General features: G+C 62.1%; 12 protein-coding genes. 7 read left to right on the forward strand and 5 right to left on the reverse strand.

What is annotated here, in order from left to right:
* Positions 1-131: 131 nt before the first annotated feature.
* Positions 132-1,361, forward strand: coding sequence for a DUF4382 domain-containing protein (locus WJU18_RS12455; protein WP_423460362.1), 1,230 nt, complete (start codon positions 132-134; stop codon positions 1,359-1,361).
* A 92-nt stretch (positions 1,362-1,453) separates the two neighbouring features.
* Here the strand turns inward: WJU18_RS12455 and WJU18_RS12460 are convergent, their stop codons facing one another.
* A complete protein-coding gene (locus WJU18_RS12460; RefSeq protein WP_423460363.1) occupies positions 1,454-2,650 on the reverse strand; it encodes an amino acid aminotransferase in 1,197 nt (398 codons plus the stop codon).
* A 128-nt stretch (positions 2,651-2,778) separates the two neighbouring features.
* Between WJU18_RS12460 and uvrB the strand changes: the two genes are divergently transcribed.
* Positions 2,779-4,863, forward strand: coding sequence for an excinuclease ABC subunit UvrB (gene uvrB / locus WJU18_RS12465; RefSeq protein ID WP_423460364.1), 2,085 nt, complete (start codon positions 2,779-2,781; stop codon positions 4,861-4,863).
* Between the two features lie 26 nt (positions 4,864-4,889).
* Here the strand turns inward: uvrB and WJU18_RS12470 are convergent, their stop codons facing one another.
* From WJU18_RS12470 to WJU18_RS12485, 4 genes are all read right to left on the reverse strand, one after another.
* Complete coding sequence (locus tag WJU18_RS12470) at positions 4,890-5,756, reverse strand: fumarylacetoacetate hydrolase family protein (protein WP_423460365.1); 867 nt, start codon at positions 5,754-5,756, stop codon at positions 4,890-4,892.
* 58 nt (positions 5,757-5,814) lie between these two features.
* A complete protein-coding gene (locus tag WJU18_RS12475) occupies positions 5,815-6,816 on the reverse strand; it encodes a Bug family tripartite tricarboxylate transporter substrate binding protein (RefSeq protein WP_423460366.1) in 1,002 nt (333 codons plus the stop codon).
* A 32-nt stretch (positions 6,817-6,848) separates the two neighbouring features.
* Positions 6,849-7,739, reverse strand: coding sequence for a polysaccharide deacetylase family protein (locus tag WJU18_RS12480; RefSeq protein ID WP_423460367.1), 891 nt, complete (start codon positions 7,737-7,739; stop codon positions 6,849-6,851).
* Positions 7,740-7,927: 188 nt separating this feature from the next.
* Positions 7,928-8,854 (reverse strand): LysR family transcriptional regulator, encoded by a 927-nt coding sequence (locus WJU18_RS12485; RefSeq protein WP_423460368.1) that lies wholly within the window; start codon positions 8,852-8,854, stop codon positions 7,928-7,930.
* Positions 8,855-8,947: 93 nt separating this feature from the next.
* On the opposite strand from WJU18_RS12485, the gene WJU18_RS12490 reads away from it, so the two are divergent.
* The 5 genes from WJU18_RS12490 to WJU18_RS12510 are packed head-to-tail and all read left to right on the forward strand — an operon-like array spanning position 8,948 to position 12,823.
* Positions 8,948-9,337 (forward strand): RidA family protein, encoded by a 390-nt coding sequence (locus tag WJU18_RS12490; protein WP_423460369.1) that lies wholly within the window; start codon positions 8,948-8,950, stop codon positions 9,335-9,337.
* Between the two features lie 4 nt (positions 9,338-9,341).
* Positions 9,342-9,815 carry a RidA family protein gene (locus WJU18_RS12495; RefSeq protein ID WP_423460370.1) on the forward strand — a complete coding sequence of 158 codons (474 nt, stop codon included), beginning with the start codon at positions 9,342-9,344 and terminating at the stop codon, positions 9,813-9,815.
* 19 nt (positions 9,816-9,834) lie between these two features.
* Positions 9,835-10,806, forward strand: a complete 972-nt coding sequence (locus tag WJU18_RS12500; RefSeq protein WP_423460371.1) for a Bug family tripartite tricarboxylate transporter substrate binding protein — start codon at positions 9,835-9,837, stop codon at positions 10,804-10,806.
* A 13-nt stretch (positions 10,807-10,819) separates the two neighbouring features.
* The gene (locus tag WJU18_RS12505; RefSeq protein WP_423460372.1) at positions 10,820-11,593 is read left to right on the forward strand and encodes an SDR family NAD(P)-dependent oxidoreductase; all 774 of its coding nucleotides are present in this window, start codon (positions 10,820-10,822) and stop codon (positions 11,591-11,593) included.
* A 60-nt stretch (positions 11,594-11,653) separates the two neighbouring features.
* Positions 11,654-12,823, forward strand: a complete 1,170-nt coding sequence (locus WJU18_RS12510; RefSeq protein WP_423460373.1) for an alpha-hydroxy acid oxidase — start codon at positions 11,654-11,656, stop codon at positions 12,821-12,823.
* Positions 12,824-12,845 lie beyond the last annotated feature (22 nt).

Here is a 12,845-nt window from a genome sequence, read left to right on the forward strand (position 1 = left end):
GCGGGGGAGTGGAATCCGCCTGGGGCTGATTGGTCAAAGGATTGGCGCGAGATTGAGTCTACGAGTCGTAACATGATGCCCGCGCCAGGGCTCCTAGCATTGCGCTGTATTGACTGCAAAAGAGGTGTTTTATGAGCCAGGCATCAAGATTCAAGCCTGCCAAGACGCTATGCTGGGCTAGTTTCGGGTTGATAACAGCCGGTCTGGTGGCATGTGGTGGTGGCGGAGACAGTGGGAACTCTCAGCAAGGAACCCTCAAGCTGGCCATGACCGACGCGCCGGCCTGCGGCTATGACAACGTTTATGTCACGGTCACCAAGATCCGCGTGCACCAAAGCGCCACCGCGGGCGAAAACGAGGCCGGTTGGAGCGAACTGACCATTCCCCCTCAGCGGATCGACTTGCTGGGTTTGACCAATGGCGTGCTGCAGGAATTGGGCACCTTGCCTCTGCCAGCGGGCAACTACCAGCAAGTTCGCCTGGTGCTGGCCGACAACCCCGCGAATCCCTCGCCATCAAATCCCCTGGCCAATGCCTTGGTGCTGTCGGGATCCGCGGGTGAAGTGGCGCTGACCACGCCCAGTGGCCAGCAAAGCGGTTTCAAACTGAAGGCTAATTTCGACATCACAGGTGGCCAAGTGGCCGATATGGTGCTGGATTTCAATGCGTGCAAGTCGATCGTCCGGGCAGGCAATTCCGGTAAATACAATCTCAAGCCCGTGGTAGCAGTGATTCCGAGATTGACCACGGAGATCGTGGGTTACGTGGATCCTCTTCTGGCTTCGAGTGTGGTGGTGTCCACCCGCGATCCGCAGCACAACCTTCGCGCCACGGTACCGAACCCCACCACGGGTAAATTCGTATTGGCCTATCTGCCGGAAAACACCAGCTATACCGTGGTGGTTGCGGGCAGGGATTTGACCACTGCAGCGGTCACGAATGTTCCCGTGTCGATCGCGGCCGGCACGACTGCCCTGAACACTTCGGCAACACCCATTCCGTTGCTGGCATCTCCATCAGCGGCTGTCGCGGGGGTCGTGACGAATGCTTCCAATGTCCTTCTGCCGGAAGCCGCCGTGAATGCGCAGCAGGTGCTGAGTACCGGACAGACATTGGATGTGGCCCAGATGCTGGTCGATCCTGTCACGGCCGTCTACAGCTTGCCGCTGCCTCTGGCTGCTCCGGTTACAGCACCGTACATGGCCAATGGGCCATTGGTATTCACCGCGGATGCAGCGGCCGCAGGCAGCTACAACATCCTGGCCAGCGCGCCGGGCTACACCGTTCAAAACACGGCGCCGGCAGTCGTTCTGACGGTCGCCAATACCATCACCGCCAAGGATCTGGTGCTGGCTCCCTGAGCCGGGGCAAAGCCTGAATGCGGAAACGCCCTGCGCAAGGCAGGGCGTTTCCGGGGCAGCCTGAGCCAGACAGGCTGACTGGGAGGCAGTTGTCAGATCACTTTGGCGATCGACTGGCAGACGTAGTCGATGTTCTTGTCGTTCAGCGCGGCCACGCACATGCGGCCGGTGTCGGTGCCGTACACGCCGAACTCATTGCGCAGACGGACCATCTGGTCTTTGCTGAGGCCGGAGTAGCTGAACATGCCCACCTGGGTGGTGATGAAGCCCATGTCCTGCTTCACGCCGGCGGCTTTCAGGCCTTCGACCAGCTTCTGGCGCATGGCCTTGATGCGCACGCGCATGCCGGCCAGCTCTTCTTCCCATTGGGCGCGCAGCTTGGGGTCTTCCAGCACCATGGCCACCACCGCGCCGCCGTGGGTGGGCGGATTGCTGTAGTTGGTGCGGATCATGATCTTGAGCTGCGAGAGCACGCGATCGGCTTCCTCTTTGGTGTCGCAAAGCACGGAAAGGGCGCCCACGCGCTCGCCATACAAGCTGAAGCTCTTGGAGAAGGAGGTCGATACGCAGAAGCTCAGGCCCGCGGCCACGAACTTGCCCACTACCGCGCCGTCTTCGGCGATGCCATTGGCAAAACCCTGGTAAGCCATGTCCAGGAAGGGGGTGAGGCCACGGGTCTTCACCACGTCAATGACCTGATCCCACTGGGCGGGCGTGATGTCGTAGCCAGTCGGGTTATGGCAGCAGGCATGCAGTACCGCGATGGTGCCTGGGGCAGCGGCCTTCAGATCAGCCAGCATGCCTTCGAAGTTCAGGCTGCGGGTGGCGCTGTCGTAGTAGCGGTAGGTTTCCACCTCGAAGCCGGCCTGAGTGAACAGGGCGCGGTGGTTTTCCCAGCTGGGGTCGGAAATCAGCACCTTGGCACCGGGTTTGAGCTTTTTCAGGAAGTCGGCGCCGATTTTCAGCCCGCCGGTACCGCCCAGGCCTTGCACGGTCGCGATACGGCCAGCCTTGAAGACTTCCGAATCAGCACCGAAGACCAGTTTCTTCACGGCGGTGTCGTAGGCCGCAATGCCGTCGATCGGCAAATATCCGCGCGGCTTGGGCGCATCCATCAGCGCTTTCTCTGCCGTTTGCACGCACTGGAGCAGCGGCAGCTTGCCGTTCTCATCGAAGTACACACCCACGCCCAGGTTGACCTTGCTGGGGTTGGTGTCTGCGGCAAACTGTTCGTTGAGACCCAAGATGGGGTCGCGGGGAGCCATTTCGACGGCGGAAAAGAGAGACATGGCGGACAAATCCTGAGGAAAGGAAAAGCAACGAATCAGACGTAACCCAACACGGCCGAGCCACATGCGCTACGCTGGAGGGGGAAAACCCTTGAATTTTAGCGGTTCGCCCCGACCAAAACATCCATATGACCTCTACCGCTGTAGCTGAAGTGCCGAATGAGGGCCAATTCGTGTCCTTTCCCGACTCGCCTTTCCAACTTTTCCAGCCCTATCCGCCCGCAGGGGATCAGCCTGCGGCCATCGAGGCGCTGGTCGAGGGCGTGGAGGCCGGTGAATCCTTTCAGACTCTGCTGGGCGTGACTGGGTCGGGCAAGACCTTCACCATGGCCAACGTCATTGCCCGGCTGGGTCGGCCAGCCATTGTTTTCGCGCCCAACAAGACTCTGGCGGCGCAGCTCTACAGTGAATTCCGCGAGTTCTTTCCCAAGAACGCGGTCGAATATTTCGTCAGCTACTACGACTACTACCAGCCTGAAGCCTATGTGCCGCAGCGCGATCTTTTCATCGAGAAAGACAGCGCCATCAACGAGCACATCGAGCAGATGCGTTTGTCCGCGACCAAGAGCGTGCTTGAGCGGCGCGACGTGGTCATCGTGGGCACGGTGAGCGCCATCTACGGCATTGGCGCGCCTGACGACTATCTGCAGATGCGGTTGATTCTCAAGGTCGGCGGAAAGCAGCCCCAGCGCGAAACCATTGCCCAATTGGTGCGCATGCAATACCAGCGCAACGACACCGATTTCGCACGCGGCACCTTCCGCGTGCGCGGCGACACCATCGACGTGTTCCCCGCGGAACACAGCGAACTGGCGGTGCGCATCGAATTGTTCGACGACGAGACCGAGAGCATCCAACTGTTCGATCCGCTCACCGGCCGGGTTCAGCAGAAGGTGCCGCGCTTTGTGATCTACCCTTCGAGCCACTATGTCACCCCGCGCGAGAAAACGCTTGCCGCGGTGGAAACGATCAAGCTGGAGTTGGCCGAGCGCCTGAAGTTCTTCGTTCAGGAGGGCAAGCTCGTCGAGGCCCAGCGGCTCGAACAGCGCACGCGCTTTGATCTGGAGATGCTCACCGAGCTTGGCCATTGCAAGGGCATCGAGAACTACACCCGCCACCTTTCAGGGGCAGCGCCTGGGGATCCGCCTGCCACGTTGACCGACTATCTCCCGCGCGATTCGATCATGTTCCTGGACGAAAGCCACCAGATGATCGGCCAGCTCAACGCCATGTACAACGGCGACCGTGCCCGCAAGACCACTTTGGTCGAATATGGTTTCCGCTTGCCGAGCGCGCTGGACAACCGCCCGCTGAAGTTCGGTGAGTTCGAGCAGCGCATGCGGCAGGTGATTTTTGTGTCAGCCACGCCCGCTGACTACGAGAAGCAACATGCCGGCCAGGTCGTGGAGCAGGTGGTCCGCCCCACGGGCTTGATCGATCCCGAGGTAGAGGTGCGCCCAGCTACGCATCAGGTGGATGATGTACTGCAGGAAATCCGTATCCGGGCGGAGAAGCATGAGCGTGTATTGATCACCACGCTCACCAAGCGGATGGCCGAGCAGCTCACGGAGTATTTGACCGACAACGGCGTGAAGGTCCGCTATCTGCACAGCGATGTCGATACCGTGGAGCGCGTGGAAATCATCCGCGACCTGCGCCTGGGCACGTTCGATGTGCTCGTGGGGATCAACCTGCTGCGCGAAGGCCTGGATATTCCGGAAGTGTCGCTGGTGGCCATCCTGGATGCCGACAAGGAAGGCTTTCTCCGGGCAGAACGCTCTTTGATCCAGACCATCGGCCGGGCGGCGCGGAACGTCAATGGCAAGGCCATCCTGTACGCCGACAAAATGACCGAGTCGATGAAGAAGGCCATCGGCGAAACCGAGCGCAGGCGCAACAAGCAGATAGCCCACAACCTCGAGCACGGCATCAAGCCCCGAGGCATTGTCAAAGAAGTGCGCGACTTGATTGACGGCGTTTATAGCGAACGCAATGGGCGCGACGCCGAACGCGTGCGGGCGGGATCAGGCCCGGTGCAGGAGGAGGCGCTTTCCGAGAAGGATCTTGCCAAGGAAATCCGGCGCCTGGAAAAACTCATGCTGGAGCACGCGCGCAACCTGGAGTTCGAGCAGGCGGCCCGTGTGCGCGATCAACTGGCCGGACTCAAGAGCCGCGTGTTCGGCGCGGCAGGGGAGGGCAGCGCCGCTGCGTGAGCAACCTGACGGCCCTCTGAAGTGACTTAGCCTGCAAGTTCGGTGGCAATGCGGTTGCGCAGTACGCCGATCGCATCGACCTCGATCTCCACCAGGTCGCCGGGCCGCATGTAGACCGCGGGGTTCCGCTTGAAACCCACGCCGCCGGGTGTTCCCGTCACGATGACGTCGCCAGGCGAAAGTGGCGTGAAAGCCGAGATATAGGCGATAAGCGACGGAATGTCGTGGATCAGCAGTTCGGTGTTTGACCGCTGCATCTCCACACCGTTGAGGCGTGTCACCAGTGTCATTGGGCGCCCGGGCGGAATTTCATCGGAGGTCACCATCCAGGGGCCGAATGCGCCCGTGCGCCAGAAGTTCTTTCCGGCAGTCCATTGTGATGCGGCGCTTTGCCAGTCGCGAAGGGTGGCATCGTTGTAGCAGGCGTAGCCGCAGATGTAATCCCAAGCGTCGTCCTTGGAAATTCGGCGGCCGCCCTTGCCGATGATCACCGCGATCTCGCCCTCGAAGTCGAGCGCGGAAGACTCCGGTGGCAACGGGATATCCTGATCGTGACCCACTTGCGAAGCGGCAGTGCGCAAGAAAAGTGTGGGTGCGACGGGCGCCGCGGCGATATCACGGCCGGTTTCCTTGACATGATCGGCGTAATTCAGACCTACGCAGACAATCATCGCGGGATCGGGAATCACCGGGAGGAATTTCACCTCGCGCGGATCGAGCGTATCGGTGCTCGCGTCGGCCTGTTCACCCGCCTCATGCAGCAGACCTTGGGCGATCAAGGCGCGTAGTGAAGGCGCGCGCGCTCCTAGCCGGGTCCCCAGGTCCACAAGGCGGTCGCCACGAAACACACCATAGGTGTGGCGGCCCGCGTATTCAAAACTCGCGAATTTCAAAGGACGATTTCCTTCCGTTGCATGGTCATGGTTAAGATCGTGAACACGTTCTAAGGGCTCAGTTGAGGTCGAGACCCGCGGCCGCGATGGCTTTGCGCCAGTAAGTGAATTCGGCTTTCCAGAATGTGTCCATCGCGCTGGCGCCCATAGGAGCCGGTACGGCGCCTAGTTCGCGCAACCGCGTCACGGCCTCTGGTCGGGCACAGCCTTCGAGCACCCCCTTTTCCAGCGTGGCGAGCACATCGGGAGGCGTGCCGGCGCGTGCGAATACACCGAACCAACTGGAATTGGCGAAGCCGGGAATGCCCGCCTCAGCGAAGGTGGGCACGTCCGGCAGCGCGACGGAGCGCTGTTCCGTGGAGACACCGATGGCGCGTACGCTGCCAGAGCGGATGGCGCCCATCAAACCCGTGATGTTGTCGAGGACGGCCGCCAGATTGCCGCCCATCAGATCCTGTATGGCGGCGGCCGCACCTTTATAGGGCACATGAACCATGTCGAACTTGCCGTCGCGTTTGAGCAATTCACCAGTCAGGTGCATGACGCTGCCCGTGCCTCCTGTGCCATAGTTGGCGCGTTTGGGGTTCGCGCGCGTCCAGGCCACGAATTCCTGAAAATTGCGGGCTGGAATGTCCTTGTTGATGACCAGCACATTGGGTAGTTTGCACACCATGGCCACTGGCTGAAAGGCGCCGATAGGGTCATATGCAAGGTTCTTTCCCTGCGTGATGGGCATGATTACGGCCGACGTGACGATATTGGCGAGCAAGGTGTATCCGTCGGGTTGCGACCGCGCGACATCGGAGGCACCGATGGCGCCGGCAGCGCCACCCTTGTTGTCCACCACGACATTGCCGTGGATGGCGTCACCCAACTGCTTGGCTGCCAGGCGCGCGACGATGTCGGTCGAGCCTCCCGCGGGGTACGGCACCACGAGGCGGATCGGCCGAGCAGGGAAGCCCGCGGCGCGCGCGGATGGTGCGGCGAGCAGGGCTGCCAGCGCGCAACCGCCAGACAGCAAGCCGCGCCGAGTCAAGTCTGGGAGGGGCCGTTTTTCCATGGCTATTCCTTTTTGTGTCGTGAATGCGGAGATCAACCGGCAGCCTGTCCGAGCGTGGCCCGCAGATGGCGGATGCCATCGCATTGGCGGCCAATCCAGCCGTCATCCAGGGCGCGGGCGCGCTCGATCAGCGTCTCGAACACTCCGATGCCGCTCAGGCGGCCGAAAACGTGGCCGTGGATCGAAGGGTTGAGGCGCACAGCGCCTTGCTCGTGGCGGCGAACGTACTCGAGCCAGTCGTCAAACAGTTCCAACATCTGGCGCGGCGCATTGCCATAGCGGATCGCGTGGGGCGTGTCGTTCATTTCCATGCCGCCCGGAAAGGCGGCGATGTTGCGCCCGCCGAAGCTCACCAGGTAAGGCAGATCGTCGTTCATGGTGTCGCCGTGCCACTCGTAGCCTTCTTCGGCCAGCAGGCGCGCGGTACGCGGACTGGGCGTGGCCCGCGGGCTGATCCAGCCAATGGGCCGTACGCCGCAGGCATGCTCCAGCGCTTCGGTGGTGCGGCGTATATTGGCGCGCTCGGTTTCTTCATCGAGGTAAGCCGGGATCACGTCCATGCCCCACGAGTGCGCCACGATTTCGTGACCGGCATCGGCCACCCGGCGCAGCATGTCTGGATAGCGCTCGGCCAGCGCTCCGCAAACGAGCATGCTGCAGCGGATGTCCTGCCGCTCCAGCACCTCGAGCACACGGTAGATGCCCCGGCGCGCGCCATACTCGACCCAGCCCAGGGCGTTGAGGTCGGGCGTGCCGGGTTTGAGCGGGTTACCCATGGGGCCGAAGCTGGGCCAGGCGCCATCGGACCAGGCCTCCAGGGCCACGCGGAAGAAGATGCCCAGGCGCTTGCCTTCAGGCCAGCGGAAATCGGCTGGTGCAAGGGTTTCGGTCGCGCCCGCGTGGATATCGAGAAGATGCGTCATCGGAAGAAGCTCCGCAGGTTGGGTCACGTGCACGGCTTGGCCGTGAAAGAAAGTTCCGTATAGCTTAAGGAAGCGCTACCGCTGCGGCAAACGAAATTTCCTGAACACATCGTTGCCTGTTATGCAACGCTAATCTTGGACTGAACCGCACCAAAAAGGGGCTCTCTCAAAGGCGGGAGCAACGCTGCTCAGGCGTTCGCGTGTCCTGTGCGGATCAGGTGTTCGAGAAAAGCCGCGGCTGCGAGCGGCAGCTTGCGGTGGGTGAGGGTGCACACGTCGATGCCGCTCTGGCTGAGCAGAGAGTCATCCAGGGGAACGCCCACCAGTTGCCGTGTGACCAAGTCGTCGCGGATGGACATGCGGGACAGCATCGTGATGCCGCCGCCCGTGCGCGCGAAAGCACGCAGCACTGCCAGCGAATTGGCTTCGAGCGCCGGCGCGAGGCGTACCTTGGACATCTGGCTTTGCAAGTCTATGAGACGGCGCATGCCGAACGATGTGTCGGGCAGCGCCAGCCGCTGCGAGGCCAATTGCGAGAGCGTGAGGCTCTTGCGCCGCGCCAGCGGATGGCCTGGCGCCATCACCGCAAGCAGCGGCACATGCAAGTGCAGCACCGAATGCATGTCCTCGCTGGGCTGAAGATTGAATACGAGGCCGATGTCGGCTTCGCCGTTCGCGATGCCGCTGACCACTGCGCTGGCACCAGTGATGCGCAAGGCGAAGGTGATATTGGGGTAGTCGTCTTGAAACTGCGCGATCGAGGGCGCCAGGAAATCCGATGCATAGCCCTCGACCGACAGTATGGAGACGTGGCCGCGGTGCAGGTTCTGCAGCGCATCGAGCTCCGAGCGCATGCGTTCGATGCCGTTGAGGGAATCGCGCACGTGGTTGAGGTAGATCTTGCCGGCGGCGGTGAGCACCATCCCCCGGGCGCGCCGCTCGAACAACACCACGCCCAGATCGTCTTCGAGCTTTTGCAATTCACGGCTGAGCGCCGAGGGGGTCACGAACAGCCGCTCCGCGGCGGCGCGAATGGAGCCGCAGCGCGCGACTTCCTGGAAGCGCAGAAGGGAGGTTTGCAGGATCACGGCGCCATTGTAGAGCGAGCGGAGCATTGTGTTGCGCAATGAGCAACACAATGTTCGAAACTATTCGTTTGCTGAAGCGCTCCTGTCGAGGCACATTGAGGCACCAACAAAGGAGTTCGCATGACCAAGCAAGTGATCTATAGCCCGCGCGTGACCCGAACCAAGGCACCGCACGCGCATGCCGTCAAGACCGGCAACCTCGTTTTCGTCTCGGGTTGCCCAGCCTATTACGGTGAAATGCAACTGGCCAAGGGTGATTTCACCGCCCAGATGCGCCAATGCATGACGAACCTGCAAAACATCCTTGAAGACGCTGGTTCCTCGCTCGCCCAGGTAGTCAAGGTCAATGTCTTTCTTGATCGCCGGGCCGATTTCGATGAGATGAACGAGATCTACCGCGAGTTCTTCGGCAACGATCCGGCCACGTGGCCAGCCCGCACCACCGTTGAGGCACGTCTTCCTCGCAAGGATTTCCTGCTCGAAATCGAGTGCGTCGCCGAGTTGGGATGACCTCATGAGCGCGATCGAATCCCGCCTGCGCGAGCTGGGCATTGAGCTGCCTGACGCACCCGTCATCAAGGCCAATCCCGCACTGGTTCCTGGTGTCGCCGTGGGCAACCTGTTTTTCTGCCAAGGCGCCATCGGGCACACCAACGGTGTCTTTCCTTACCTAGGCAAGGTGGGGGACAAAGTGTCGGTGGACGAGGCCTATCAATCGGCACGCCTGTGCGCGATCAATCATTTTGCGCAGGCCAAGGCGGTGCTGGGTGACCTCGATCGGATCAAGCGCGTCGTGCAACTGCTTGTCTACGTCAACGGGGCGCCGGGCTTCGAGCGCGCGCCCTATGTCTCCAACGGCGCTTCCGATCTGTTCACCGAAGTTCTTGGGCCGGAGCGTGCCGCCATGGCTCGCGCGAGCCTGAGTGTGCCGGATCTGATCTACACGGCGCCGGTCGAGACGATCTGCACATTCGAAATCCATCCGTAACCCGGAAAGGCACACCACCATGCAAAGGCGCCATCTCATCCAGGCCATGGGCCTGGGCAGTTTGTTTTCATCCTGGCCGGCCCTGGCAGACGACTATCCCTCCAGGCCCATCACTTTGGTAAGCCCCTGGGCTGCGGGCGGAACAAATGATCTGTTGTGCCGCCTGCTCGCGAAGGAGGCCAGCCGCACGCTCGGGCAGCCCATGGTGGTGGACAACAAGGCCGGCGCCAGCGGTGTGATCGGTACGACGGCGGTGGCGCGCTCGCGCCCTGACGGCTATACGCTGACACTGGGGAGCACGCCCGGCTATGCCACCGCGCAAGCGCTTTATCCCAATTTGCCCTATGACCCCATGCGCGATTTCGTGCCGGTGATTGGCGTGGCGACCGTGCCCAATGTGTTGGTGGTCTCTCCTTCGCTGCCCGTGAATTCTGTGCGTGAACTGATCGCCTACCTGAAGGCGCATCCTGGCGAAATGAGCTACAGCTCGGTAGGGCCTGGTTCCACGCAGCATTTGTGCGCCCGGATGTTCGAGCGCATGACCGGTACCGAGATGATCCATGTGCCTTACAAGGGCACGGCGCCGGCGATGCAGGATCTGCTGGCCGGGCGTATCACGTTGTCCTTCGAGAATATGCCGCCGCTTCTTCCTCAGATCCGCAGTGGAGGACTCAAGGCCTTGGCAGTCACTTCGGCGCAGCGCGTAAGCCAGTTGCCCAATGTGCCTACCGTGGCTGAGTCAGGTTTGCCGGACTTCACGGCATCGGTATGGTATGCGGTGTTCGCACCCGCGGGTGTGTCCGCCTCTATCGTCGAGCGCCTGCAGAAGGCTTTCGAGGCCGCCTTGCGGCGACCCGAATCCATGGCGCAGTTGTCGAATCTCGGGCTGACCACATTGGCAACGGACGCAGCGGCTACTCGTGCCTTCATTCAGGCTGATGCTGCCAAGTGGGGTGGCATCATCCGCTCCGCTGGCATCAAACCTGAATGAATGGAGTGCTCCCATGACCGAATCTGTCTATCCCACCCAGAATCTCGCCGGCCGAGTTGCCCTGATTACTGGTGCGGGCAAAGGTTTGGGCCGTGCCATCGCCCTGGGGCTTGCCGAAGCCGGGGCCGATGTGGCGCTGCTCGCGCGCACGCGTGCCGACCTCGATGCCGTGGCCGGTCAGGTGCAGGCCTTGGGGCGGCGCGCGCTAGTGATGGTGGCCGACGCGACACGTAGCGACCAGGTCGATGCCGCCGTGGCCCAGGCGGTTGCGGAACTTGGATCCGTGCGCGTGCTGGTTCATGCCGCGGGCGGGAGCCTGCGCAAGCCCAGTGTCGATATCTCGGACGAAGAGTGGGACCAGGTCATCGCTGCCAACCTCTCATCGACCTTCAAGGTGTGCCGCGCCGTAGGCCGGCACATGCTGGCGCACGGCGGCGGCTCGATCATCAACATCGCGTCCACTGCTGGCGTGCGGGGCCGCGCGGGCAACGCGCCCTATTCAGCTGCCAAAGCCGCGGTCATCAACCTTTCGAGAGCGTTGGCGATGGAGTGGGCGCCGAGCGGAGTGCGCGTGAACGTGCTGGCGCCCGGCCGCTTCCTGACGCCGCTCACGCAGGCTGAAATGGATATCCCCGAAAAGTACGCCGCCTTCGTGCGCCAGGTACCGCTGGGGCGCATCGGCCGGCCTGAAGAGCTCAAGGACATCGCGGTCTGGTTGGCTTCGGACGCGTCATCCTACGTCACCGGCAGCACGATCACGCTCGACGGCGGACAAACGCTCGCCTGAGCTTCACTTTCTCTCTCGTTTTTCGTGGCGCGGGCCATTCGCGCCACCGTGGACACACACATGTCATCCAGGTTGTCGGGCGTGCTTGCGCTCAAGGATTTCGAGCCACTGGCGCAGCGAGCGTTGCCGCGTCCCATCCACGGCTATGTCGCCGGCGCGGCCGAGGACAATGCCTCGCTGCGAGCCAACCGAGCGGGTTTCGATGATTTCGCGCTAGTCCCCCGGACGCTGGTCAACGTATCGGGGCGTTCCCAGCGGCAGTCGCTGTTCGGCATCACCTACGAAAGCCCGTTCGGCATTGCTCCCATGGGCCTGGCAGCGCTGTCCGGCTATCGCGGTGACATCGCGCTGGCACAAGCGGCTCACGCCGCGGGTATTCCTGCCGTGCTCAGCGGCTCCTCGCTGATTCCCATGGAAGAGGTGGCTGCGGCTGCGCCGGGTACGTGGTTTCAAGCCTATTTGCCGGGTGATATCGAGCGTATCTTCGCGTTGCTTGGTCGTGTTCGAAGCTCGGGCTTCGAGACACTGGTCGTGACCGTCGACATTCCCGTCGGTGCTAACCGGGAGAACAACATCCGCACCGGCTTTTCAACCCCACTGCGTCCAAGTTTGCGCCTGGCCATGGATGGTTTGACCCATCCGCGCTGGCTGGCGGGCACTTTCGCTCGGACGCTGCTGCGCCACGGCATGCCTCACTTCGAAAATTCGTTCGCTGAACGCGGGGCTCCCATTCTTTCGCGCAATGTGCTGCGCGACTTCTCGGCTCGCGACCACTTCGACTGGGGCCATGTGGCGCGCATCCGTCAGGCCTGGCAGGGGCCGTTGGTGATCAAGGGGCTGTTGAGCGCGGCTGACGCCGCGCAGGCGGCCAGGCAGGGAGTAGATGGCGTGATTGTCTCCAATCATGGCGGCCGCCAGCTTGATGGCGCCGTGGCGCCCATGAGAGTACTCGAGCGCATTGTCGACGCCGCCGGATCGATGCCGGTCATGGTTGACAGCGGTTTTCGCCGAGGCACTGACGTTCTCAAGGCCTTGGCCCTGGGAGCACGCATGGTATTCGTGGGCCGTCCGTTCAATCATGCCTTGGCAGTGGCTGGCCGCGCCGGTGTAAGGCACGGCATCAAGCTGCTGCAGTCAGAAATCGACCGGAACATGGCGATGCTGGGGGTGGCATCCTGCGGCGACATCGACCGGACTTATCTTTTCAAGCAGTATCCGGCGCCGTCCTGAAACAGGACTGCCCGATTTCTTC

Origin of the sequence: Ottowia sp. VDI28 (genome assembly GCF_049532675.1) — a bacterium.
In the GTDB taxonomy this organism is placed as follows: domain Bacteria; phylum Pseudomonadota; class Gammaproteobacteria; order Burkholderiales; family Burkholderiaceae_C; genus Ottowia.

Coding starts and splice junctions, on each gene's coding strand:
- WJU18_RS12455 (WP_423460362.1), top strand. CDS start 132: ATGAGCCAGGCATCAAGATTCAAGCCTGCCAAGACGCTATGCTGGGCT.
- WJU18_RS12460 (WP_423460363.1), bottom strand. CDS start 2,650: ATGTCTCTCTTTTCCGCCGTCGAAATGGCTCCCCGCGACCCCATCTTG.
- uvrB (WP_423460364.1), top strand. CDS start 2,779: ATGACCTCTACCGCTGTAGCTGAAGTGCCGAATGAGGGCCAATTCGTG.
- WJU18_RS12475 (WP_423460366.1), bottom strand. CDS start 6,816: ATGGAAAAACGGCCCCTCCCAGACTTGACTCGGCGCGGCTTGCTGTCT.
- WJU18_RS12480 (WP_423460367.1), bottom strand. CDS start 7,739: ATGACGCATCTTCTCGATATCCACGCGGGCGCGACCGAAACCCTTGCA.
- WJU18_RS12485 (WP_423460368.1), bottom strand. CDS start 8,854: ATGCTCCGCTCGCTCTACAATGGCGCCGTGATCCTGCAAACCTCCCTT.
- WJU18_RS12490 (WP_423460369.1), top strand. CDS start 8,948: ATGACCAAGCAAGTGATCTATAGCCCGCGCGTGACCCGAACCAAGGCA.
- WJU18_RS12495 (WP_423460370.1), top strand. CDS start 9,342: ATGAGCGCGATCGAATCCCGCCTGCGCGAGCTGGGCATTGAGCTGCCT.
- WJU18_RS12500 (WP_423460371.1), top strand. CDS start 9,835: ATGCAAAGGCGCCATCTCATCCAGGCCATGGGCCTGGGCAGTTTGTTT.
- WJU18_RS12505 (WP_423460372.1), top strand. CDS start 10,820: ATGACCGAATCTGTCTATCCCACCCAGAATCTCGCCGGCCGAGTTGCC.
- WJU18_RS12510 (WP_423460373.1), top strand. CDS start 11,654: ATGTCATCCAGGTTGTCGGGCGTGCTTGCGCTCAAGGATTTCGAGCCA.